Below are 24,446 nucleotides of genomic sequence, written 5' to 3'. Positions count from 1 at the left end.
TGTTAAATGATCAGTCATACTTAACGCACAATGCTGATAGATCCTTTTTTCGCCACTCTGCCCTGCACAGTGAACACATACATATAAGTATCCGTTGCCAGTGATACGCCACCGCTGGTTCCTTCCCAGCTGTTATCGTAGTTGTGCTTTTCGTATACTTTTTTACCGTTCCTGTCAAAGATGCTCAGCACGTTATCAGGATAGCTGGTTACATTATCAATCACAAACTTGTCATTCACACCATCCCCGTTAGGCGTAACAATAGTTCTGGCAGTTACCGAGAACGTTTCTGTTACAGTAATGGAAATGGTATCGGAAGTTTCACAACCGGCACTATTGGTAACCGTAGCCGTGTACACCGTATTTTCCATGGGAGTAGCGGTTGGAGTAGCACTCAGCGGGAAGTCCAGCGAAGCAGCCGGAGTCCAGCTAACAGCTGCAATAGCACCGTCACTGGTTACAGTCAGTTGCGTAGAACCGCCTTTGTTCAACGTTTGACCATTTGCACTGGTAATGCTAATAACAGGTAAAGCATTTACCGTTACGGCTTGCGCATCCGAAGTATCCACACAACCGCTGGTAGTAGTTACCACCAGGCTATAAGCGCCTGCCTTACTGGCAGCATAAGTGTTGCTGGTAGCACCTGCAATAGCCACACCATTATTCAACCACTGGTTACCGATGGTAGCACCCGAAGTAAACACCACGTTATCGCCCTCGCAGATAGCTAATGATCCGCCGGCCTGTATTATTGCTGTTGGTAAAGGATTAACAGTCACCTGTTTTTGTGAAGACACCACAGCGCAACCTCCGTTGTTCACGGTTACGGTATACGCACCACTTTCTGTTACAGTAAGTGTAGCTGCCGTATCCCCTTTTATAGCCACTCCGTTTTTCATCCACTGATTATAAATAGCGGAAGAAGAAGCAAGCGTAACCTTTCCGCCTGCACAGAAGCTCAGCGGCCCCACTGCTGTGATAGCAGGTACTGCAGGAATAGCGTTTACGCTGATTTTGGCGGTAGCCGTGCTTACACAAGCACCTGAACCATAGGTATACGTAACCGTATAAGTACCAGGCGTGCTGTTACTCAGGTTTACCACACCTGTGGTGGTATTGATCACCAGGCCTGTAGTGCTGGCGTATGTACCACCGGCAGTACCTGTCTGGTAAACCGAAGCCGTTCCGCTGGCGCAATAAGGACTGCCTACATAACTGATAGTAGCCACCGGTTGCGGATTGATCGTTACTACCGTAGTTGTGGAATCGGAGCAGCTGCCATTACCGAAAGTGTATTTAATAGTATAAGTACCCACGGTACTGTTAGCCAGGTTGATAACACCGGTAGTGGCGTTAATAACCAATCCTGCTGCTGCACTGTACACACCACCGGTTAAGCCGGTTTGTGTTACAGTGGCGGTGCCACTGGTGCAATAAGGCCCTGCATAACTAATAGTGGCTACAGGAGTTGCATTCACGGTGATTTTTCTGGTAGTAGCCGAAGTACAGGTTCCGTTAGAATACGTATAAGAAATAGTGGCAGTTCCAGCCGTAACACCTGTTACAACACCGGCGCTACTTACTTTAGCCACCGCAACATTATCGCTGCTCCAGATACCCCCCACGGTATTGCTGGATAACACAGTACTGTTGTTTACACAAATATTGGTGTTGCCCTTAATGGTATCTACATAAGGATAAGCGTTCACGTAAAACAGCGTATCTCTTTTCACACTACAGCTGCCTTTAGTAACAGTATAAGAAATGGTAGCATTACCCGGTGCAACCGCTGTTACCACACCAACACTATCCACTTTTGCTACAGCACTGTTACTGCTGGCCCACACCCCACCCGTTACCGCATTGGTAAGTGCCGAGGTATTACCTACACAGGCTGCATTGTTACCGGAAATACCGGTTAAGGTTGGTAAAGACACAATGGTAATGGTATCGGAAGTAGTGTTAATACAATAATCATCGCTGGCCGTATAATTTACCACATACGTTCCGCCAGTACTGGCAGCCAGGTTAATGGCTCCGGTAGTGGCATTCAGCGATAAACCGCTGGCTGCATTATAAATACCACCTGTTAAGCCGGTTTGTGTTACGGTAGTGGTTCCGGTAGGACAATAAGGACTGCCGGTATAGTGAATACTTACTGCAGGCAATGCTTTGACAACAATGCTGGCAGTAGCGGTATCCGTGCACCCGTTGGCGTTGCTGGTGATATAACGTACAGCATAAGTACCTGCCTTGCTGGTGAGCAGATCAACCGCACCGGTAGTAGCGTTGATCACCAGGCCGGTGGTACCCAGATAAGTTCCTCCGGTAGTACCCGTTTGCGTAACAGCTACAGTTCCGCTGCCAATGCAATAAGGAGAACCAGTATATTGAATAACAGCCTTAGGCGCTGTATTTACAGTGATTCTTTTCGTTACTACAAAAGCAGAGCCGCCGCTAATATAAGTATATACAGCAGAATCAGCCCCCGCAGTTACACCTGTAACAAGACCTGTATTGCTAATAGTGATAATACTGCCTTTAGTGCTCCAGGTTCCACCAGGCACAGCATGGCTTAATTGTATCGTTTTGCCCACACACACCGTATTTGCTCCGGTAATAGGCTGAGAAGTTGCGGCAGCAACCACCTGTATCGCTTTCGAATCAACCGTGGTACAGCCGATTGACTTATATATATATTTAAGCGTATCATTACCAACAGCCTTAGGAGTATATACCCCGGTAGTAGCATCAATGCTACCAGTACTACTCACATTATTGCCCCATGTGCCGCCTGGCATACTTTCATTGTAGGAAGAAGTGCTACCCAGCACAACCTGGCTGCTACCGGTAATGGTTCCATATTTCTGTTCACCGATATACACCTGTGCAAAAGCAGTATTGGCACAGGTTCCTGATCCAAAACGATAAGTAACTGTATAAGAACCTATACTTGATTGAACAGGATAAATATAGCCCGATACAGAATCAATTACTAAACCAGCAGTTGACGAATAACTGCCACCTGCTGTGCCGGTTCTTGTTACAGCAAAGAATGAATAGGTAGTACAGACGCTATCACCATAACTGATGGTTGCCGTAGATAAAGCTTTAATGGTAACCTTTGCACTTGCAGTTGCCAGGCAGCTGCCATTATACACCACATACGTTACCACATAAGCACCTGCTGCACTGGCAGCCAGATTAATAGTACCCGTAGCAGAATCAAGAGACAAACCGCTACCTGCTGCGTAATATCCGCCGGTAGTTCCGGTAAGTGTTGCTGTGGCAGTTCCGCTCTGGCAAAATACGCTGTCGGTATATTTAATAGAAGCGGTTGGCGCAGGCATTACCATAATATTTTTGGTTACAGTAGCAGTGCAGGTACCATTAGATTTGGTATAACTGATAGTAACAGAACCTGCAGTAACACCGGTTACCAATCCATCCAGGCTATTAATCAAGGCAATAGCATTGTTACTACTGCTCCATGTTCCACCTGCTGTTGTATTGTAAAGGTTCATAGTACTGCCAATGCACATCACAGTTTGCCCCAGTATAGCCTCCAGCTGCGGTTGAACAGTTACATATATAGTATCCGCAACCCTATTGCTACAGGTACCATCACTTACCGTATAATATACATAAGTAGTTCCGGCACTTTTGCCAGTAACCAAACCGCTGTTGCTTACCATGGCTATAGAAGAATCTTTCACACTCCATACACCGCCTGTAGTAATATGGGTAATCTGGGTAGTGCTACCTGCACAAATACTATGCGTGTACCCGTCAGCTGCCACATAAGGCCCCGCCAGGATAATCACATCGGCAGAAGTGGTATCTCCTGTACCATAACGGTAAACGACATGATAAGTTCCCGCTGTGCTTTGATTGGTATTGATCTGGCCGGAAGCAGTATCAATATTCAAACCGTAGGCAGCAGAATAACTACCACCAGTTACCCCCGTTTGTGTAACAGTAAGCAAACCGGCATTTTTACAGAAAGAAGTGCCACCGTAAGAAATAACAGGTTTATCTGAAGCGGTAATGGTTACCGTGGCACCAGTAGTATCCCCACAAATACCATTACCAAAAGAATACACTACATGATAAACACCAGGCGTACTAGCTGACAGGTTAATAGTTCCTGTAGACGCATCGATAGCCAAACCAACACGAACGGAGTATACACCACCAGTAGTACCCGTTTGGATTACGCTGGCAGTACCCGAAGCCGGGAATGAACTGCTGGCATAATTGATAGTAGCTACAGGCACATCTACCACTTTCAGCGTATCAAATATAATAGCAGAGCAACCATCACCATTGGTTACAGTATAAGATATTTGAGCAATGCCGGCTTCTTTTCCGGAGAACACACCATTAGGATAAATATTGGCAACAGTAGCGCTGTACAGTGACCAGTAGCCATTGGTGGTGGGTGTATGTGAAAAAGTGGCTGTTCCACCAACACAAACTGTTTTAGTGCTGCTGGCACCGGAAATAACAGGTAAAGCCTTTACCACAATGGCGGTATCCAGTTTATAAGTACAGGTACCGTCAGTTACTGTATAGCTGATAATAGCGTTGCCCGGATTACCACCATATACCACACCGGTTGTGGAGTTAACAGAAGCAATAGATGAATTACTGCTGCTGAAAATACCACCAGAAACATAGTTAGGAGTAAATGTGGCATCGCTTCCACTGCAAAGGCTATATGGCCCCGACAAGGAAGGGTAAGTGCCGGCAGGCTTGGATGCAATAGTTACATATGCAGAAGTAGTATCGGTGCAACCAGCTACATTGAAAAAAGTATATAACACCTTGTAGGTTCCTGCTGTACTCAATTGCGGCTTAATAGCGCCGGAGATTGCGTCCAGACTCAGGCCTGCCGGAGCAGAATAAATCCCCCCCGTTTGCCCAACTTGATTTACTGCCACCGTTCCCATCACATTACAAAAAGGGCTGCCGGGATAGGAAATAGTAGCTGCTGGGGCTGCCAGTATCCTTATAATAGTAGAGGCTGTATCACTACAGCCTGCTGCATTGGCAAAAGTATATAATACCCGGTATTGTCCGGGAGTACTTGTCATGGTATTGATCGTACCCGTTGCGGCATTCAGTACCAGGCCTGTTCCGGAAGTATAGGTGCCACCAGTTTGCCCGGTTACAGTTACGCTGATATTGCTGAATGATCTGCAAAAATCGCTGGCTCCATACGAAATGGTAGCTGTGGGTGCAGCATTAATCACTACATTGGTGCTGACAACAGCTTTGCAGGCTCCATACGTATAATTAACGGTATAGCTTCCCGGGATACTCTGTCCTGTACTGAAAATACCAGTGACATTATTGATATCCAGCCCTGAACTAGTAGAGGCAAATGTTCCCCCTTTAACACCGGTAACATTAGGGTAAACAGAGCTGCTAGAACCAGCTTTATTACAAAAAGGACCAGCTCCATAAGTAAAAGAAGTGGACGCAGTGGCCAACACATTTATATACACAGTCATGACTGAGGAGTCAATCCCTTCTTTATATTTCACTGTAAAAGTGTCCTGCCCTGTGTACCCTACATTAGGAGTATAACTGATATTAGCAGGATTGAGATAGGACGACGTTCCAACAACACCCGTATAAGGTAAATTAGAAAGGGTGCCGCCTGTTGGATTTTTTACAATACTCCACGAGTTAGCATTGCCCTGGATCCCTCCATAAACAGTAAGCACTGTATCCAAACTAAACGTGGTATTCTGGCACGCATCTACCATCCAACCAGGAGCATAGACAAATTTAGCCTGGGCAAACACCTGTGAAGTAGCCAGACAAAGCAAAATACCAAACAGCAGCATACAGTGCTTGCCTGTTTGACGTAACAATTTCATCATAAAATATAGAGGTAAATGGGTAAAAACTAAGGTTGAAAGGGGTTTACTGAAGGAAATAGCGATAGCTCGCTTATTTTGATAGCATAGGGCTCAGGAACGGAAATTATGTTCCACAACGCTGTTAAATTCATCATAGTTGCTTTTTACGGGTGGGTTTTCAAAACGAAAATAGTATAAAAAAGGGGGATACTAGCCAAATTTTCACACATAAGGGAGGAAACAGAAAACCCCGGCCACTGGCAAGCCAGCAACCGGGGTTTTGAAAATGGAAAGGTGATATTACTTCAGCACTACCAGTTTTTGCGTTCCATTCACGGCCGAGTTGGCCACTTTAATGAAATACACGCCTGGTGCCAGTGTTTTGGATTTGATAGTAGCTTGCTCTGTGTTAGAGGTTTGCTGTGACATTACATCGCCAGATACATTGTACACAGAAATAACGCTCTTCTCCGCTTTGGGGTTCACAAACCGGATGTTCACCTCATTAGAAGCTACTGCCGGGTTTGGAAACACATCAAAACGTGGGCCTGCACTTACAAAGTTTACCGTTTCGGTATGGGTTGGACCAGTGTATGGTTGCTGGCAATATAACGACCAGTCCATACCTGCTTCTGCATTGTCAGCATTCGCCATTCTGGCGCCTGACAACAATGCTGCCTGATACCACTTGGTGTTTACGCTGGCTGCGCCGGTAGCACCGGTAACCAGTTGTAAACGGTAGTCGTATTTCAGCTTACGGGTAGCTTCGCCATTATAAGTATAATCAGTGCTGGTGATAATAGCAATTACTACATTGCTGGCAGGTGTAGATGCCAGGTTTAGAGTACAGTTACCGGAAGATACCGCCTCGCTGTATACAGGCACGCCTGTGCTGGTCCAATAAGCCAGCTGACAGGTCATGTTAGCGCCTATCGGCTGGAAGTTAACGGTAACAGTGCTACCGGAAACGGTTAATGGAATCTGGTTAGCACCAGACCATCCTGGTAAGGTGGTAGTATCAGGTGTTAACAGACCACTGGCATTAGTAGTTTTTACATAAGGAGTAGCTATCCATGCAGCTGGGTTTAACCAGGAAGGTTGCCACTCTGCTGTAATAGACATACCAAATGAACTGTTCAACAATGCCACACAAGCGCTTTTCCATTTACCAAAATCCACCATCGCCTGTTTAGCGCGATACTCGCTGATGAGCCTGCGGGTAGGAGCATCACCCAGGCCACTGGCTAAACCTGCTAACACACGGGTAGAAGCATAACGCCAGATCCAGGGCACTGCGTTATTACCTAATATATTACCTACGAAGGTTGGGAAGGAAGAGCTGTATTGGTGACCACCCAGGAAAGTACGCCAGGTACAGATTTGCTGACTGCCGTTGAACATGTTTACACCTTCGGCAGAAGGACCGCCAAAGCTGCCATCCTGTAACCAGCCGGAATAACACTCAATAGGCATGAACGGCGCAATAAAATCTGTACCGTTTAAGAAGCCCATAGAGCTGTAATTGTTTTTACGTTTAGCATCAGCAGTTTGCTGAAACCATACGTTACCACCTTCGTGAAACCATGCCGCTTGTTTTACGCCAGGCAGATCGGCCAGCATAGCATGGATACCTTCATGCACCATAGCACTGCGTTGTGCTGCAGTATCACTGTAAGGGCAATTAGGATCGAAAGAATAAATAGGATAATAAGAAGCCAGTACCATTGGCCAGGTTGTACCATTATAGGTAATGGCACTTTGCCAGCCACCTAATGCGTTACTATCGGCCGCATCGGTACACAAACCTGAACCGTACAGGTATACTGCGCTTTTATAACCACTTCTGGCACGTAAGTCCGGAGGCCATCCCATGGTATCGCGGAAATAAGCAAACTCCGCATTCATGCGGGTTAGCAAAGGTGTAATAGCAGCGGTGGTCACCACTGATCTTTTCTTAGAGCCCCAGCGGAACGTCCACCAGTTGGAAGACTGCGTACCTACTACAGAGGAACAATCGTTCAGCACGTTAGCCGGAGTAGCTAAACTTGGATACTCAGAACGGAAATCGTAGCTGATAGTAGGTGAATAAGACGGCCAGGTATAAGCCGCGCCGGTACCAGCAGGTGTGCCAGGCCAGGAGCTGCCACCACCTGTAGAAGCCACTGTACCATATACACGCCACTCCAGTATACCGGTTGACTGCGTAGTGTTTAACATAGATAAACGCAGTTTGGTAGTGCTCACCGAACTAAAAGATAACGTGTTAAAAGCATCTTTTACCTTAGGAACGTTACCCAGGTTTACCCAGGCAGTGCCATTCCAGTATTCCAGGTAAGCAGTAGTGGGCGTAAGCACCCCACCTGCATCATCAAACCAGTACACCTGTACAGATGTAATAGTGGCGGTAGCAGTCCAGTCGTACTGCACCCATTGCGTAGAGTTAGGGTTGTTCCAGTTGCCATACGCTCCATGCGTTTTGTCATTGGAGTTGGCGGGCGTATAGCCATCATTTAAAGCAGCAATCGTTTCCCATGAAGAAACGTACGAGGTAGAAGATAGCGCCTGCGGTGCAATGTTTGTTTGCGCAACAGCAGCAGCCAGCACACCTACCATCAGAAGGGACGTTAGTGTAAACTTTAGCATAGCATAGTGTTTTAACTATTATTAAAAGAATGAGAAAACAATAGGCGGTTAACAATTTACAGTTCCATTAGGTACTGTTAAAGTAGCGCAGATACAGATGAGTGTCTTTCCATATTTTAACTTGTTCGGGCTGCATTTTACCTGTTAGCTAAGTAAGGCAACCATGATGGAACACTTAAAAGAATTAAAATTTAATAAATATTGGTTAATATCCGATGCAAGTTAAAATGCATGATTCATTTAATTTTACCCTTATATACAGTGTAGTATATATACGCACACAATGCAGCCAGATACAGCATTTCAACAAACTGTTGCCAACAAGTACCAGCATGCGGAACACCTGGTTTCTTATATCATTATTATGTTTAAAAGGAACACTTGATCAAACACACCTGCCCTTGACCGGGATAAGAGGATTTGCGCTTTTTTAGCAAAAGAGGTATCTATTATGGAGGGAGTTTTTTTTTCGCCGGATGTTCATTACTACCAGCCGATTGCCATACCATCCGGCCGGCTGCTCATTTCCATATGACTGGTCATCTCTCCGCCTGCACAGGCTGATACCTAATGTACACACCCGCCAACACAGGCATTACAAAGCCCGGGACACGAATTTTCATGCCTATCCATGTTAGGTACAGGCAAGTTTGAAAAATAGTCAGTAGCAAAAAAAGAAATTGGCCGGATAGCAGGATTTGTTCGGAGCCTATTTGCTTTTCTTAGTTAGCCAGGCACGCACCGGCTCATCATACCATTTCAGTGCAGCATACCCAACCAGTATGGTTCCGGCAAAGGTTAACAAAGCATTAGGCAATGCCTCCGTTACCGCAATGCCTTTATGGTTGCTTACCCAACCCGTGTAGATGTATATAAAAGGATAATGGGTGATATATAAGGGATAAGACAGATCGCCCAGCCATTTGCATAACTTAGACGGCTGCCCGCTTTGCCGTCCGCCTGCGCCCACGTATACGATCAATGGAAACAACAGGATAATACTGAGCGAATCGTACAGGCCGTTCATCCATAAATGTTCAAACCCACCTATACGGGGCATCGCCAGCACTATTATCAGCAACACACTGCTGATTAAAAAGGCATGCTTTCTTTCTACCGGCCGGGTAATCCTCGACAATAATAAACCTCCAAAAAAGGGAAATAGCACGCGGGTACAACCAATACGCAGCTGTTCTTCATTCAACGACCAGCCCCCTATTACATCACCCGTTTTACTGGTTACAGCATAATGTATCAATACACCTCCTGCTATGATCACCAATATAGATAACGCCGTTTTTGAGAGCTTACGCAACCCCAGTGCATAAAGGATGTTCACCACATACTCAAAAAATAGCGACCAGCCAGGACCATCCAGCGGATGCATCTCCTGCCAGCCCCTGATATCCATGGAAATAGGTATAGGAATTAACGTACAACCTATCAGCATTACCAGCAACAGCTTCCAAACCAGCACTGTATGAATCAGCGGAAAGGCAGCAGAGCCTGAAAAATAAAAACACACCGCGCCTACAAGCATACCCATTACCACCATGGGCTGCAAACGAATTAAACGACGTTTGAAAAAGCTGCCTATGGTAAGCTTGTGCCACCGGTCGTCATACGCATACCCCATCACAAAACCAGACAGCAGGAAAAAGAAATCTACTGCCAGGTAGCCGTGGTTAATCACCTGATCGATATGACTGGTAGCATGTGCTTCACAAATGTGAAACACTACCACAAGAATAGCGGCAACACCGCGCAAACCATCTAAAACAGGATAATGGGGTTTAGTAGCAAGACCGTTGGTTATCATGGCAAAGCATTAAGGATATGGAAACAAAAACGGAAGATAATTCATTGCGCTTAACATTAGTATGGAATAACATTTTCCAGGTGAAATTGAAAAGAAGTAGCAGTTGTTGACGAGCCACCTCCCGTCATAATGATATCTGCACTCCGTATAGTAGTCTCGGTTATCTCAATATCCAGTAACGATAAATCCGTATAATTACCGGCAAGCATGGCTGCATCTATTACGCGCCCCTCCTCTACCTCAGACAATACACCAATCCAAATGGATGGCTCAAATTGAAACACTACTTTTTTTCCGGGAGACACACCCTTTTGAACAAATAGCAACCTTCCATCCGTATAAATATTAGCGTCAATGGCGCCAAATTCCAAACGATTAACCACCTCTATTGCATAAGGACTGGCTGCTTGGGCTGAATATTTCAAAATGTCCCCGTCAATATCATTCTCTACACTAAATAGCTGACCGGGATAGGCATTTTTTTGGGGCGAATAATTACCCCAGCTATCACTCACACTTATAAATTTTTCCATAGGATATGAAAACGCAAAGTTTTCACCAGGTAACTGCGTATTAAATACCCTCCAGGCAATCACAGCCTGCCTTTCGGGCAAAGTTTTGTTGAATTGCCCTATTACAACCTGCACCTTGCCGGTGTGTTCAGAACGGTTAATTAGATTAAGTCTAACGTCAGGCATATTATTATGATTTGTAATGCAAATAAATTCTGTCTCCTTTTATAGAAAAAATTGGTTTTTTATAAAAAACTATTACATTTGCACCCCTGTTAATCACTTGATTAGCATTTTCGACGGGACGTAGCGCAGCCCGGTAGCGCGTTTGCATGGGGTGCAAGAGGTCGCTGGTTCGAATCCAGTCGTCCCGACAAGCTTTAAGCTCTGATTCATTTAGCAATAAAGGTTTCAGGGCTTTTTTGTTTTTGGTCGCTTCTGTTTCATTTCGCTGGATGATGACCAAAATTCGCCAAAGCGAATGCCCCCATTCTTTTTTATATTAACTCAATGCTAAATGGCAGAAGACGTAAATAAAGTAAAGTATCGTTATTTACTAGTGCATGACTCCTCATTCAACGGCGAACCTATTGGTCGTTTTAATGCGGTTGTATGCAAGGCGAATAGAAACGGAACGAAGAACGATCAATTTCCAGACTACATCCGCATCGAAGCCAACGGAAAGCAAGCAGTATTTAGGGTAAAAAAAGCGGATCAGGGAAAGAATAAAATATTTATACATCCTAAAACACTGCCAAGAGAATATCAGAGAAGTGAAATAGCATTTTACTTTACTCAATTGCTAAAAGTCAAATATCCTAGATTTCACATTCAGATCTCAGCCCGTTAACGGAGTAATTTCATGTCCGGATTTTTGCTCGACTACAACCTGCCAGTAAGCTAATATAAACTATGGCACATATAATAAAAAAGGCAGTATGACTACTACCTCTGTGTTATTAAAGATTTAATTATTACTAAATTAATTGCTACACTTAAATGACTGAAAAAAAGCCCATATAGGATTTCTCTTTTCTGATAATACAGAGTAACTAATCTTTGTTAATGATTCAGAGCCGTTGCTTCCTACCGCGGACATCCATTGAATGCGACGTTTGAATTTGCGTTCCAGATTATTAAAATAAACTCCATCATTTATTGGGTCACCCAGTACAATAGTAATGTTATTGTCTCGAACATTCTGATACCGAATCAGTTTTCTCTTAAATCCTTCAATCAATGTATCCTTTTCATGAAGGGCTTCATTGTTATACAGCGGATGATCTAACGTAATTCCCTCTCTTTTTGAAGTTAATGGAAACCACGATACGGCCATACTGTCTGTTGTTTTTGGCAAAGATTCCAGAAAGCGAAATCGCTGACGCTGCAGGTCAATCATATTGTACCCCTTAAAAATTTCAGTGACCTCTGAATTCTTTTCTGTAATCACCTGCTTGACGCTCACTACTTTTTCCATGATCCAGTTATTGCAAACAAATAAACTATCAGTTGGTACCACCTGCACGTAAGGGGATTCATGATTTTGGCGACCCAATGATTCTACAGCATAAACACTTACTTTTTTACCGGTCCCCAACCGCGTCTTATAAGACACAGACAACAAAAAGAGGCCAGCCAATAGTATAAAAGATAATTTTCTCATAGTAAATATTTCAACTCTATTGATAAAGATTGCCACCGGATTCATAAAATGTCCCGAAATTAATGATACGGTTTACCTCATAAGTAGTATATATGCCTGTAAGATTATAAGTAACTTTCCCAGACGTCTTTAACCAAGCGTCATAATCGGTATACGAATTATTGCTTCCCGTTTCTTGCCAGTAATACTCCGGACCGCCAGTTAGTCCCGAGCCCAAATGTGATAGGGCGACAATAAAGTATCTTCGAGACGGAGGAGTGGAAGTTTGTCCCATATTAATTAACCATACATCTTCATTCACCATTACTTGATAATATCCTGCTGGCGACCGCAGTCCCGTCCATCTATATTTATAATGTTCCCAACCGCTTGTCGGCCCCATATCTTCGAGCCAGTCCGAGAAATCCTCTCCGCTACCGATTAGGACAGGAGGCCCATCCTCTTCCGCTCCCAAAGTTGCTATGCTTTTTGCTTTGCTGCCTATGCTAAACAGACTATTAACCTTGTCGGAAATAATTTTAGAGGAAGAGTAAGAGCAAGTATCGAGGTAGGATAGAATTTGCCTTCTTTGCTCCGAGGACATCACATTTAAATCTTCATAACTTTTCAGCGATTTGATCTGCTCAATAACATCGATACTTTCAGGTATTGTTGTGTAATCAGTTTCCTTTTTGCAAGAAAACAAGAAAAAAACTGCGAGAGGCAGTAATAGTTTTTTCATTTATTAGGTTTTAGTTAATAAGCAATTGATTATGGTGTTTGTTACATTGAACCTCCGCAAAGCCTTTTGTAATCATTTATCAAAGATGACTGTTGGAGAACGGCTTTGATTATTGGTTTCGAAACTACTACATCACTTAGAGAATTGGATCATTGGGTGTATTATTAATATCATTATCTAGAATGCAAATGGTATTATAAATAAAGTAAGTGGTGATTTTACCACATTTTTAGTACACTACCGTCGTATGAATATACGCCATTTGTTGCCTATTGATTGATCTCGATCTAATTTTGGGACTGAGTTTCTTTCGCTGCATGACATAATATTTCAAGAAAGACGCCTTTGAATTAAAAATCACCCCATTACCAGCAATGTTTTTTAAAAAAATTCTGGACGATTATTTTGATAAAATGAACTGTAATGGTAACTCGTACTGAATTTCACTTTAGCACTTCTTTACTTTAGAGGAAGGAGTAAATTACCTTTTTCTTCCCGAGGACTCAAATGGCTGGGGGGGGAAGGTTATGTAACCAATCTGTACACCATCCGTGGCATGGATGATCTAGAGGGGGCATTGGTCATGGAATTAAGAAGCATGCACTATCATCCAGTTCCAGGTTAACTTATTGGTGTCACACGAGGAGAGAAAGGTACTTATATAGCTTATTGCGCCAGTCTCTGTTGAAGGTGCATCTGTGTGCACCTCCCGCGTTCCTCCGTCAGTTTTCGTCAAATTCCGTCAAATTCTTATCTTTAGAATAGCTCTTAACATTTTACCGGTCGAGGTGGCCATGCATTGTATCGTTCTGCCGGGCACAGTTCGGGAAAGCCTACGGGAGCCGCTTACCGGTTTTGGAACATATTAACAGGTCGGAAACGTGGTCTTAAAAGACCATTTTTGGATTGAGTCTTCGGTTAAGTTCTCCTATCAGGGATACCTCAAAGGTAGACAGATCAAGGATCTCAGGACCGAATTCGAATCCAGTCATCCCGACAAGCTTTAAGCTGGTTCAGCAATGGGCTGCCTTTTTTTATTATTATTCAATAACCTAAACTCTTTTCAAAATGAAATTGTACAAACCCCTGTTATTTGCTTCTATCATTGTTGCTATAGCTGCCTGTAAAAAGGGCGACAATGGCATAATGGCTTTAACACCCTAGTTAGTATTGATTCGTTTTCGGCAGGCATACAATGTAGCAACGGCGATTTGAGTATAAAGTCAGGTATTGATAAAAACGGAAATAATACACTGGACAGTAATGAGGAGACAGAGAGCCGTTATATTTGTAATGGCAGCGATGACCACTAAATCACAATGCTGCTGAACGCAACCACACTGGCTGCTTTATAACAGATATAATGGATGTTGCTCACATAAATAAGCTGTTATGAATAAAAATGCACTGCTCAGTTTTTTTAAAATACTCACTGTAGTACTGGCGCTTGTATTACCCTATCCTGTTTCCGGATTCCCTATTCCTTTAGGATTCGGATTTTATCTATTGGCACTTATGGGCTTCCCGACAATTATTTTTTTGATCTTATACTTTGGGGCCATCCTTTATTTTAGCGCATCTGAACTGGGACGGTATAGCAGCCGGGCAGATGCCTGTATTTGCATAGTTATTATTCTTATCAGTTTTATTCTACTGGCATTTTCTCTCGGTGATTTCATTTGCTATGCCAGTGCTTTAATCTGGGCTCTGTTGGCGGCTTATGTTTTAGTAACTGCTACTGTCTTCGCTATTACGCTGAGAAAGATACATACATTGCTGACGTTAAGGCTGATGAATAGCAAAGAATGATTACCCTATCTGTAATACCCGGTCAAAACTTTCCGACCAGTTTCCCTTAATATCCTAAACAAAGCATTACCTGCTGCTTTTTTAGCCAGGTTGTAAGATAGTAAACATTTATTATTCGGAGCTCAAGGCACAAAGTCTTCTTCCAGCCACAATGTTCTCCTGCGTCTGTACAGCCAGCTACGCCGTGCTTTTACAACCTGGTACACTAATACCATTAACAGGATCGTTGCCCCATCCGGCCATAGAATATACTTTATAGCGATAGCTGACAATAACAATTTAATTTATTTATGAGGTGATCAGAGAGATTTACTATATTTACCTACCAAATTAATAGACTTTATTAAACATCCCAAATATGATCCGTAAATACTTCCTTTTACTCCTGTTATTTTCTGCACTGTTCCTGCATAAAAACGAAGCAGCCGGCCAATCCGGCAAGCGTACTATTACAGGTTCGGTAACGAATGAAGGAACGCCTTTAGAAGGTGTACTGGTATTGATAAAAGGAAGCAGTTATTTCTCGGGTACACAACATGATGGCGTGTATTATATCCCGGTAGCAGACTCTGCTACTGTGCTGGTATTCAGCCTGGAAGGCTACCAGTCGAAGGAAGTAATGCTATCAGATAAGGATGAATATAATATTGAATTGAAAAAGAAATCCCCATCCCTCTCAGAGGATAACCGCATTACCGCTGCTACCCCTAAAAAAACGTTATACCCCCATCATTGATACCTTATGTTATTACTAATCATTATACTACTAAAGCATATAAAGCTTCGCCGGCAAAAGCAGGCTTTGAAGCTTTACCGGACAGCCACTTCCCTATAAGCACTGTTTAAGTTCTACAGAAGCCAGATACTCCTGTCATGGTATTGACTTTATCAATTCCCGGGTTCCTTAAAGAGAAAGGGATAAAGATGAAGCGCATAAGCCAGCTGCCTGATTCCGTTACACCCCCTGTCAAAATCCATTATTTCTTTCAAACCAGTCCGTTTATAATACTCCAAAGTACAATGATGCTGCAGATATTTAAACCGTTTTGCATCTGCAATCTCCAGCGTGTAACTATCACAGTCTGTAAAACCAATGCTGTCCGCGATTGGCAACTCACTTTGCGATTTCAACAACCAAAGACTATCACAATGCAATTGCGTAAAAGCTTTTTTATTCAACTGCATCGTAACAGAAAAAACACTGTCCACTTTCGGATCCTTCATAGGATCCCATCTATTGTCCTGGCTATTGTTATCAAAATTGTAAGGCCGGGGATATACCTTGTAATAAGAAAGAAAATAGCTGGTATCATATACTTTTATAGTAAACAGATCCTCAGTACTGTTAAAGGAAGAGCGATACCAAAGCCTTACTTCCAAGGTATCCACGCCTTGTAGCAAATCTGTCAGCCCTAACTGTTTTTCCAGCTTCGCCCTATACTGCCGATCTTTCCAATCCCATTGCGCATTCCTGTATTGATTGGTATCAGGAAGCAATATTTGTATTGCATTTACAGCAGTAGCTTTCTCCTTTTTTTGTTGGCAGGATAACAAGGCAATGGCCAGGGTTGTGATGATCAGAAAGAGACGCATAAAGACATATATCATTATCAAATATACAAAACTCCTGCCTGGCACTATTCACCCCCAACCTATACATCAGCGCTAGTGGTTTGATAATTCCAGTAGTAAAAGTTAGCTGAAGTGTGGATTGACTACTGAAAGCAAACATGTAAGCTGCCTTAGTCCGGTAACCGGTCCAATAGCTTTTGTACACGATCAGCTATTCTGGGACCGATATTTTTTGCCTTTTCGGCAAATCCACGTATAGCAATAAAGTCAGTAGTTGTTTTGTTATATTCTATATGGCTCAATACTACCAGCGTGTTATAAATACCATTCTGATTATCTAAATTCTTATTAGCGTAGTCTAATAACGCAGGAATAAGTTCAGGGGCGCCATCGTAGTATTTCATAATAACATTATAAGCGTTTCCCCTGACGGAAGCTTCGGTACTAAAAAGATCTTTTATGGCACCGCTCAAAGATTGCTTAGCTTCTGCATTTTGCTGGTTCGTTGTTGTAGAAGCCCGTAAATTGATCGCTGCCGCATTAATATCAGCTTTAATTAATTGAATGCTCTCGTTTCCGCCAGCCTGTAGCTTCGATAATTTATCATTTATCTGTTCTAACTCTTTAAGGGCAACCAATTTTGCAGCTTCCAACGAACTTATTTCAGTCCTTAACTGAGATGCCTGTTTATTGGCTGATTCTACTTTTTCGTTGGCTTCTATTAAATCCTTTTCTGCGTTGGCACTCTTAATCTGGTATAAAACTCCTTGCGCAACAATGCCGGTAACAGCCACAGCAATGGCTACAACACCCGTCCACGTACTTATCTTTTTATACTCCGGCTTTTCAAGCCCGGTAATTTTTAGTTCAAGTTCTTTTATCCGAAGCGCCTGTTCTTTTTCGTCCAGCGCCGGAGATTGTTTTATAGCAACCGTATCACCTGCTAATTTTTCATTTTGATCTGCCATACATACATATTTATAGTAGAATCAGGTCAACTACAATTTATCAGGTAGTTAATAACTTATCTACGATAAATATAACTTTTTCCGTCACCAATAGCTGCAAAATTTGCGTCGCATTTATTTCCGCCCCTCCTGTATCCTCTTTTTAATCCTGCTCAACGAGGGATTTTTAATACCCAGAAAAGAAGCGAGATGAAAAGATGCTACCCGTTGTACAATGTTAGGATGCTGCTTTAGCAGGTTCAGGTAACGCTGTTCGTGTGTGAGAAACAATAACTCTTCTGTACGTCCCTGCGACTGGTTAAAAAAATGCTCTGCCAGTATTCTGCCAAAGCGTTCCCAGGACTTATGATTTTTATAAAGGTTTTGCAGATCAGGGTAAGAAACATACAAGATCTCTGCATCTTCCAAAGCTTCAATATAATAGTTGCAGGGATATTCATAAATGAAGCTACGGAAGGATACAATAAACTGCCCTTCTGAAAAAAAGAACACATTCTTTTCCTCGCTTGTTTCCGGATCGTAGTAATATACCCGGAAAATACCTTTTACCACTATACCCAAATCCTTACAAACCACATTCTGTTTGTTGTAAAAGTCTCCTTTTATAATATCTCTTTTACGCCAGAAAGAAAGACTAACAGAAACATCCGCTTCCGTTAGTCCTGCAAAAGGGGCTACTATGCTTTTTAAATAACCAGCTGCATCTGTTGTTTCCATATTCAAATGTCTGAAAATTCCCGCACTTCGTCCAGGCCGGCATCCCCTGCCATAAAACCAGCCTGTAACTCCCCTTACTATCGTTGTTTTCTATTGAACAGGCACCTGATGATTGACTTTGCGCTGTCTTATAAACTGATAAACAGAGCCTACTATAAAAAGGATGAATAACAGCAATAATGTTCTGGTAATAACAGGATCAGCCGGGCCTGTTGCCAACGGATGGCTTAGCGGCAGCCGTGTAAAAGTTTCATTCACTGTAGGTACCCATGAAAAGAAAAAGGTAAATGAGAGCAAGAAGTTCTCAAAATAACGGGCAGTTTTACTATTCCCCAGTTGATAATGCAGGAACAAAGAAACCAGTAACAACAGGAAGACCACTACTGACAATCCATGCCCGGCATTAAAACCACCGTGTTTAGAAATGGCTAATGCCGTTAATGCAGTAATAGAAGTACCGTAAAAATAGATTTTACCCCAACTGGTCGACAAATTAATTCTACCCCACTGCACATAAGAAATGATTGCTGCAACTAGAGAACCCAAGCCAACGATGGTGTGAAATATCCCAATGGATGAAAGTGCCATATACTTAATTTTAAGACACCAAATTCCACCAAAAAACAACGGAAAATTTTCACTTAAGTTAAAATCTGTACAGCCAGATGTACCTTTAGTATATTTGGTATTGAAGTAAAACCAACACTCCTTGATTGCAAATGACGCTATGTACCTAAGAAAATGGCTAACTTATTGGAAAAAAAGTTTGTCAGATTCCCTTTTTGGAGACATTGACATTGACAAACTAAAACATTTCGAAATTGAAAACTTTTCGATAGATGCTATACAGATAGCAGACCTTACCCAGGTAAATAAACTAATTGATTTTGAAGAAGAACGGATCAATAAAAAGAAAGGGATTTTAAAAAAAGATAGTAAAAGCTGGACAAAACTGGATAGCGCCCTGCTACTAATTGCTCCTTTCAAATTGGTGCCAACACCCGAACGGCTGGTTTTCCTGAAGGACAAAAAAACTAAATTTCCTTTTTGGTATTATATCCATGTAAACAGGTCGGGCAAGACCTCTGTTCCTGAAGATTATTTTCCTGTCTTTCAAAGAAAGTTCCTGGAACCGCTTGCGGATGAAAAAACTGAATTCATATTTTCTACCGTAGAAAAAGTGGACATTGCCACTGCTCCCGGTAAAGAAAAGTATAAAATAGTACAAGAGTACATCGACTATCTCAGAACTGTTTTTACAATTGCAACAGATCAACTTATTGAGAATTATACTACAGAAGGTTATTCAACCCTATCCAATGCGATAGTGCTGCTACCGGATGAAGAAATAAACGCAGCAATAGGTATCATACAACTATATGAAAAAATAGTAAGCAGTCAAAACACCCCTCCTCTTCTTTCGCATTTTATCTCGCTTAAAAACGACATCTGCCGCCCTCCACTTTCAGCAGAAAAATTAATGGAAGCCAATTATCTGCATATAGGACAAATGGGCTTTAGCTTTCCGCTTTCTATTTCTCAAAGAAAAAGCCTGTATACTTTTCTTACATCAGACGATAAAGTGTTTGCTATTAACGGACCGCCAGGAACAGGTAAAACCACTTTATTGCAAAGCGTTGTAGCAAACATGATTGTTGACAGTGCTATTAAAGGTGGCGCCCCTGCCATTATATTAACATGCTCTACAAATAACCAGGCTGTTACAAATATCATTGACAGTTTTTCCAAATCCAATACCCAGGAGGGAGCATTACAAGGCAGATGGCTACCCGATATTCAGGGCTATGCCACCTATTTGCCATCTGCCCTGAAATCAGAACAGGAATTAAAAGGAATAAATTATAAGAAGCTGAATGGTGAGGGCATTTTCAGTAAAATAGAAAACCATACCTATTTAGGTGAAGCAAAAGACTATTTCCTTGAAAAAGGTAAAAACTACTTTAATGGTCCATTACAAAATACCCATGACATAATAAGTCTATTACAAGAAGAAATACAAAAAATACAAGCCTCCATAAAACTCGCCGGAGAGCTTTGGCAGAAGTTTACAGCAGTTGAAAGCGATTTCCATCACTTATACTGTCATGAAAACACTGAAAAGGACAGGTACTATAAAAGCGGTATTCTAGATGAAGCAGCTTTTGAAATAGATATACCGATCCTTACTACTTTAGAAAAAGAGGTGATCCATTATTTCAAAAACGAGTCATTCTTTCGTAAGCTTTTCTGCTTTTTAAATATAAAATCAGCATTAAGAAAGCGGGCCGCCGAGTTAAAGATCATTCTGCGGTACTCGCATATTCCCGTTATCAACAATTTCCAGTTTACTCAACATGAAATATTAGAACAGATAGGAGAAAAGATACGTTTTGCTAAAAGGGCAATCAAAGAGATGAAAGAATGGAAAAGCTGGAAACAACAACATCATATAAAAGGCGATCCTCCTGTAAATGAAAAGGCATATTGGGACAAAGAATATATTAAAATTGAAGGACTCCGAAAAAACGATCCGGTACAATCCAGACCGAACTGTTTTTTTGATGAATTGGACATTTCTTTAAGACATAAAGCATTTCAACTGGCGCTACATTATTGGGAAGGCAGATGGTTGCTAAAATTAGAAGAAGATTTAGCCTCTGATATTTTTACTGGTAACAATGAGGAGAAGGCCAGGAACAGATGGACGCGTCAAGCTATGATCACTCCCTGCTTTGTAAGCACTTTTTACATGGCGCCTAATTTTTTTACTTCTTCCAGGTTTCTTCAAAAGTCAGACAATGGTATTTCCCTATTCGACAATCCCCCACTTTACGAGTTTATTGACCTGTTGATTGTTGATGAAGCAGGACAGGTTTCGCCAGAAGTAGGCATAGCCACTTTTGCTTTAGCCCGAAAAGCAGCTATCGTAGGGGATGTAAAACAGATTGAACCTGTTTGGAACATCACAAACAAAATAGATGTTGGCAATCTAAAACGGGGCGGATTGATTAAAGATTACGATGACCTTATCTACGAAAAGGAATTCGACCCCAAAGGCTTCCTGGCCTCAACAGGCAGTATTATGAAAATGGCTCAAAATGCTTGTTGTTACCAGGAAGACGGGCTATCTGAAAAAGGAGTATTACTAATAGAACACAGGCGCTGTTATGATGAAATTATCAGTTACTGTAATGTACTTGCTTACAATGGCCTGCTAAAGCCACTCAAAGGCAAAAGCAGCAAGGCTAATTTATTCCCGCCTATGTATTGTATACATGTAGAAGGCCATTCCAATATTGCCGGCACCAGCAGAAGCAATATGAATGAAGTAAACGCCATTGTATACTGGTTAAATAAGAACAGGCAGATAATTGAGAATAAATATGGCAAACCGGAGCTGGCAATCGGCATTATCACACCATTCACAGGACAGAAGGCCGCTTTATCTAAAGCGCTGAAACAGGCAGGCTTTGATACATCATTAATAAAACTGGGAACAGTACATGCTCTCCAGGGAGCTGAACGGCCTGTCATTTTATTTTCGATGGTGTATGGTCCGGGAGATGCCGGCGTTATGTTTTTTGATCGTGATAATAAGCCTAATATGCTTAATGTAGCTGTATCAAGAGCACAGGATAGTTTTATTGTATTTGCAAATACAGCTATACTTAATAAAAGCGCCAGAACGCCATCTGGCATTCTGGCTAATCACCTGGTTTACTCAAATGCAAACAACCATTTATAAAGTGACAAATACTATATACCCCCTACTCCATACACAACCCATCATTACCAGGCAGGCGATTGTTATAAGAGCCCGTAGCAGACGTCCATCGCTCCAACGATTTACCTTTATGCAAGGTACGCGCACCATAGGGCCGCTGCATGGTTCTTAACCAGATGGCAAACGGATTATTGTTTACAAAAATGGCATGATCAGAGATCGTCCACTTTCTGTAATCAAGTACATTGATATCGGCTCCGGCTTCCAGCAACAGTTCGGCTTTCGCTATTATATCGGCCAGCTTATCCTGCTCCATTACCTTTTCTGTACGGGCCAGGCTTGTGAGGGGTGTCCAGCCTTTCTGGTTTTGTGCATGCACATCCGCTCCACTTTCCAGGCAATACTTCACCAGCTCATAGCTTCCATACATACTGTTATGCAATATGCTGTTGTGCTCATTATCACGTTCATTGATGTTCAACCCAAGATCCACCAACACTTTCGCTTCTTCTACGTCTGTAGCAAAATGTAGTGGCGTAGCTCCCTGATTGTTTTTCACTATTACATTGGCCTGGTTTGCCAGCAATAGCTGTAATACTTCGCCCCTGGCCAGGAACACCGGGGTGCAGCCATCTGCCCTGCGGCAATTGACATCAGCACCATAAGCAAGCAGTAATTCTACAATGGCAAGCCGGGTGTTGGTGTTGTTGGCCATAACAGAAAAAAGCACGTGCTGGCCGGTTTCATCTATTGCGTTAGCGCTATAACCGTTTTCCAGCAATTCTTTTGTCAGGTCGTTTTTTTCAGTAGCTATTGCTTGCAATAACTTACGAGCTGGCTTAGGTTGCAGTATTTTTTTAAGGAGGTCGATCATACGAAATCCAATTTAATACATTAATTGTTTCCATGTATTTATTTCATAATATCAATACAAAAAACCTCCCCCTTATTTTAATGTTCACGCTCCCTTAACCAGTTGATTGGCATCCGCTTGTAATTTTTTAATAATTTTGCCACGTAACTCAAAATGGACCAGATACTGGAAGTATATGACCGGATGCGCCAGGGCAAACTAAAAGGGCGTGCTGTAATGGTACCTTAATATATCCCTATTCAGAAGGCGCGGGTTTGCGCTTCTGAATAGGTTATCACGCTTCTTCATTTTCCCCGCCTTGTTTATCCTCTTCATCCAGCTTTATCATCAGATCGCGTGGATCAGATCGCGCTGTTTGCCACGAATATTTTCTATTTTTCCGTTCCATTAGCATTAAAAAGCGATAACATGTTCCATACCTTAAGCAACCTGATTGGCCTTCCCGTTAACGATAGCAGTATTGTTGATTTTATAGAAAAGCATGGCTTCAAATACCCTAAAAAACCTTTTATCTCCAACAGATCCAGTGATACCAGTTACTGGGTACAACATAAAAAGCTGGGAATAGACCTGCTATTTAAAGCAGAAACTTTCCTCAGCAGCTATCCACTGATAAAAGGCGATAAAAAAGGCATTTTTGTGCCGGTGCTGGCTAGTGTAAGGTGGTATAATAACACCTCTAAAAGTGACTTTCCTTTGCAGGTAGATTTTGATGACAATTACAACACCCTGCAACAAAAACTGGGCGATCCCACCTTAAAAAGCAGCGACATCTCTCCTACCTGGTTAAACGATGATGGCACCGAAAGCTTTTACAGATGGGAAAAGTGGCTGAACGAAGAAAAAAGCCAGGTATGGGGACTGGAGTATACCGACGATCATACTATCAAGTACGTTAGCCTGGGATTAAAGTATCATAACCCACTCTTCCAGCTGTATTACGAATGGCTCCATGAAACCTTTGAACATCTGTTGCAACGGAACGATTTTTACAATACCGCGCATTTGTTGTTCCTGCAATGGGCTATAGAAAACAACCTGGTCAAAACCAACGCAGCCACCGCCGGAATTATGCAGGACGTTAAAGCAGGTACACAACCCATAACAGCATGGGTTGAGTCCATTAACCGCGGCTATATTCTTGCAGATGATTTTGCAGCAGAAGAACGATTTGTGAGTGCCTATATTAATAACCTCAGCTCTTACGACATTCTTTACCCCCGAGATATTGCCTATACCTTTTTACCCACCAGTGAACTCAAAAACAATTACATGGGACAGGAAGCTACACAGTTGTTAAATCAAATACCCTGTAATGAAGTCACCTATGCACTGGTAAAACCTGTGCTGGATAAAAGGCTGGCCGAATACCAGGAGCACCGGTTTAAGAACAGTAAACAGTTATAATCTGCATCACCTGTCAACAATCTTCTTATACATTTAGCTATAGTGGTAGATGCCCATAAAAACTTTATAAACCATAGCGAAGTATTTGACGAATACGGCATAACATACAATGCTCATCAACTTCGGCAGCTGGCAGCTAAAGCCGGG

General features: G+C 42.4%; 17 protein-coding genes and 1 tRNA gene. 7 read left to right on the top strand and 11 right to left on the bottom strand.

Going from position 1 to position 24,446, the window contains the following annotated elements:
* Positions 1 to 20 precede the first annotated feature (20 nt).
* From FLA_RS10465 to FLA_RS10450, 4 genes are all read right to left on the bottom strand, one after another.
* Positions 21 to 5,891, bottom strand: a complete 5,871-nt coding sequence (locus FLA_RS10465; protein ID WP_076380413.1) for a gliding motility-associated C-terminal domain-containing protein — start codon at positions 5,889 to 5,891, stop codon at positions 21 to 23.
* A gap of 279 nt (positions 5,892 to 6,170) precedes the next feature.
* Positions 6,171 to 8,513, bottom strand: coding sequence for a T9SS type A sorting domain-containing protein (locus tag FLA_RS10460; RefSeq protein WP_084206342.1), 2,343 nt, complete (start codon positions 8,511 to 8,513; stop codon positions 6,171 to 6,173).
* Between the two features lie 709 nt (positions 8,514 to 9,222).
* Positions 9,223 to 10,332: an acyltransferase family protein gene (locus FLA_RS10455; protein ID WP_076380411.1), complete on the bottom strand. Its 1,110-nt coding sequence runs from the start codon at positions 10,330 to 10,332 to the stop codon at positions 9,223 to 9,225.
* Between the two features lie 56 nt (positions 10,333 to 10,388).
* Positions 10,389 to 11,030: a hypothetical protein gene (locus tag FLA_RS10450; RefSeq protein WP_076380410.1), complete on the bottom strand. Its 642-nt coding sequence runs from the start codon at positions 11,028 to 11,030 to the stop codon at positions 10,389 to 10,391.
* A gap of 114 nt (positions 11,031 to 11,144) precedes the next feature.
* Between FLA_RS10450 and FLA_RS10445 the strand changes: the two genes are divergently transcribed.
* A tRNA-Pro gene (locus FLA_RS10445) sits at positions 11,145 to 11,218 on the top strand.
* 143 nt (positions 11,219 to 11,361) lie between these two features.
* On the top strand, positions 11,362 to 11,694 hold the full coding sequence (locus FLA_RS10440; RefSeq protein WP_076380409.1) for a hypothetical protein: 333 nt from the start codon (positions 11,362 to 11,364) through the stop codon (positions 11,692 to 11,694).
* Positions 11,695 to 11,826: 132 nt separating this feature from the next.
* Here FLA_RS10440 and FLA_RS10435 read toward each other — a convergent pair whose 3' ends face one another.
* Positions 11,827 to 12,507, bottom strand: coding sequence for a hypothetical protein (locus tag FLA_RS10435; RefSeq protein ID WP_096510898.1), 681 nt, complete (start codon positions 12,505 to 12,507; stop codon positions 11,827 to 11,829).
* Between the two features lie 16 nt (positions 12,508 to 12,523).
* Entirely contained in the window at positions 12,524 to 13,228 is a 705-nt protein-coding gene (locus FLA_RS10430; RefSeq protein WP_076380407.1) for a hypothetical protein, read from the bottom strand.
* A gap of 1,211 nt (positions 13,229 to 14,439) precedes the next feature.
* Between FLA_RS10430 and FLA_RS32120 the strand changes: the two genes are divergently transcribed.
* From FLA_RS32120 to FLA_RS10420, 3 genes are all read left to right on the top strand, one after another.
* A complete protein-coding gene (locus FLA_RS32120; protein WP_449528471.1) occupies positions 14,440 to 14,541 on the top strand; it encodes a DUF7151 family protein in 102 nt (33 codons plus the stop codon).
* 79 nt (positions 14,542 to 14,620) lie between these two features.
* Complete coding sequence (locus FLA_RS10425) at positions 14,621 to 15,037, top strand: hypothetical protein (protein WP_076380406.1); 417 nt, start codon at positions 14,621 to 14,623, stop codon at positions 15,035 to 15,037.
* A 358-nt stretch (positions 15,038 to 15,395) separates the two neighbouring features.
* Entirely contained in the window at positions 15,396 to 15,773 is a 378-nt protein-coding gene (locus tag FLA_RS10420; protein WP_076380405.1) for a carboxypeptidase-like regulatory domain-containing protein, read from the top strand.
* Positions 15,774 to 15,925: 152 nt separating this feature from the next.
* On the opposite strand, the gene FLA_RS10415 is transcribed toward FLA_RS10420, so the two are convergent.
* From FLA_RS10415 to FLA_RS10400, 4 genes are all read right to left on the bottom strand, one after another.
* Positions 15,926 to 16,630: a hypothetical protein gene (locus FLA_RS10415; protein ID WP_144264084.1), complete on the bottom strand. Its 705-nt coding sequence runs from the start codon at positions 16,628 to 16,630 to the stop codon at positions 15,926 to 15,928.
* 149 nt (positions 16,631 to 16,779) lie between these two features.
* A complete protein-coding gene (locus FLA_RS10410) occupies positions 16,780 to 17,577 on the bottom strand; it encodes a hypothetical protein (protein ID WP_076380403.1) in 798 nt (265 codons plus the stop codon).
* A 114-nt stretch (positions 17,578 to 17,691) separates the two neighbouring features.
* Positions 17,692 to 18,294 (bottom strand): Crp/Fnr family transcriptional regulator, encoded by a 603-nt coding sequence (locus FLA_RS10405; RefSeq protein WP_076380402.1) that lies wholly within the window; start codon positions 18,292 to 18,294, stop codon positions 17,692 to 17,694.
* Positions 18,295 to 18,384: 90 nt separating this feature from the next.
* Positions 18,385 to 18,882, bottom strand: coding sequence for a hypothetical protein (locus FLA_RS10400; RefSeq protein WP_076380401.1), 498 nt, complete (start codon positions 18,880 to 18,882; stop codon positions 18,385 to 18,387).
* Between the two features lie 994 nt (positions 18,883 to 19,876).
* On the opposite strand from FLA_RS10400, the gene FLA_RS10395 reads away from it, so the two are divergent.
* Positions 19,877 to 22,039, top strand: coding sequence for a DEAD/DEAH box helicase (locus FLA_RS10395; protein ID WP_231940422.1), 2,163 nt, complete (start codon positions 19,877 to 19,879; stop codon positions 22,037 to 22,039).
* A gap of 22 nt (positions 22,040 to 22,061) precedes the next feature.
* On the opposite strand, the gene FLA_RS10390 is transcribed toward FLA_RS10395, so the two are convergent.
* Positions 22,062 to 22,892 (bottom strand): ankyrin repeat domain-containing protein, encoded by an 831-nt coding sequence (locus tag FLA_RS10390; protein ID WP_076380399.1) that lies wholly within the window; start codon positions 22,890 to 22,892, stop codon positions 22,062 to 22,064.
* Between the two features lie 408 nt (positions 22,893 to 23,300).
* Here FLA_RS10390 and FLA_RS10385 point away from each other — a divergent pair, with 408 nt between their 5' ends.
* The gene (locus tag FLA_RS10385) at positions 23,301 to 24,299 is read left to right on the top strand and encodes a hypothetical protein (RefSeq protein ID WP_076380398.1); all 999 of its coding nucleotides are present in this window, start codon (positions 23,301 to 23,303) and stop codon (positions 24,297 to 24,299) included.
* Positions 24,300 to 24,446: the final 147 nt, after the last annotated feature.

This window comes from Filimonas lacunae, from assembly GCF_002355595.1.
GTDB lineage: Bacteria > Bacteroidota > Bacteroidia > Chitinophagales > Chitinophagaceae > Filimonas > Filimonas lacunae.
This window is presented reverse-complemented; position numbering and strand designations above follow the sequence as displayed.

Excerpts from the sequence above, each read along its gene's own strand:
- FLA_RS10465 (WP_076380413.1), bottom strand. The coding sequence starts at position 5,891 with ATGATGAAATTGTTACGTCAAACAGGCAAGCACTGTATGCTGCTGTTT.
- FLA_RS10460 (WP_084206342.1), bottom strand. The coding sequence starts at position 8,513 with ATGCTAAAGTTTACACTAACGTCCCTTCTGATGGTAGGTGTGCTGGCT.
- FLA_RS10455 (WP_076380411.1), bottom strand. The coding sequence starts at position 10,332 with ATGATAACCAACGGTCTTGCTACTAAACCCCATTATCCTGTTTTAGAT.
- FLA_RS10450 (WP_076380410.1), bottom strand. The coding sequence starts at position 11,030 with ATGCCTGACGTTAGACTTAATCTAATTAACCGTTCTGAACACACCGGC.
- FLA_RS10440 (WP_076380409.1), top strand. The coding sequence starts at position 11,362 with ATGGCAGAAGACGTAAATAAAGTAAAGTATCGTTATTTACTAGTGCAT.
- FLA_RS10435 (WP_096510898.1), bottom strand. The coding sequence starts at position 12,507 with ATGAGAAAATTATCTTTTATACTATTGGCTGGCCTCTTTTTGTTGTCT.
- FLA_RS10430 (WP_076380407.1), bottom strand. The coding sequence starts at position 13,228 with ATGAAAAAACTATTACTGCCTCTCGCAGTTTTTTTCTTGTTTTCTTGC.
- FLA_RS10425 (WP_076380406.1), top strand. The coding sequence starts at position 14,621 with ATGAATAAAAATGCACTGCTCAGTTTTTTTAAAATACTCACTGTAGTA.
- FLA_RS10420 (WP_076380405.1), top strand. The coding sequence starts at position 15,396 with ATGATCCGTAAATACTTCCTTTTACTCCTGTTATTTTCTGCACTGTTC.
- FLA_RS10415 (WP_144264084.1), bottom strand. The coding sequence starts at position 16,630 with ATGCGTCTCTTTCTGATCATCACAACCCTGGCCATTGCCTTGTTATCC.
- FLA_RS10410 (WP_076380403.1), bottom strand. The coding sequence starts at position 17,577 with ATGGCAGATCAAAATGAAAAATTAGCAGGTGATACGGTTGCTATAAAA.
- FLA_RS10405 (WP_076380402.1), bottom strand. The coding sequence starts at position 18,294 with ATGGAAACAACAGATGCAGCTGGTTATTTAAAAAGCATAGTAGCCCCT.
- FLA_RS10400 (WP_076380401.1), bottom strand. The coding sequence starts at position 18,882 with ATGGCACTTTCATCCATTGGGATATTTCACACCATCGTTGGCTTGGGT.
- FLA_RS10390 (WP_076380399.1), bottom strand. The coding sequence starts at position 22,892 with ATGATCGACCTCCTTAAAAAAATACTGCAACCTAAGCCAGCTCGTAAG.
- FLA_RS10385 (WP_076380398.1), top strand. The coding sequence starts at position 23,301 with ATGTTCCATACCTTAAGCAACCTGATTGGCCTTCCCGTTAACGATAGC.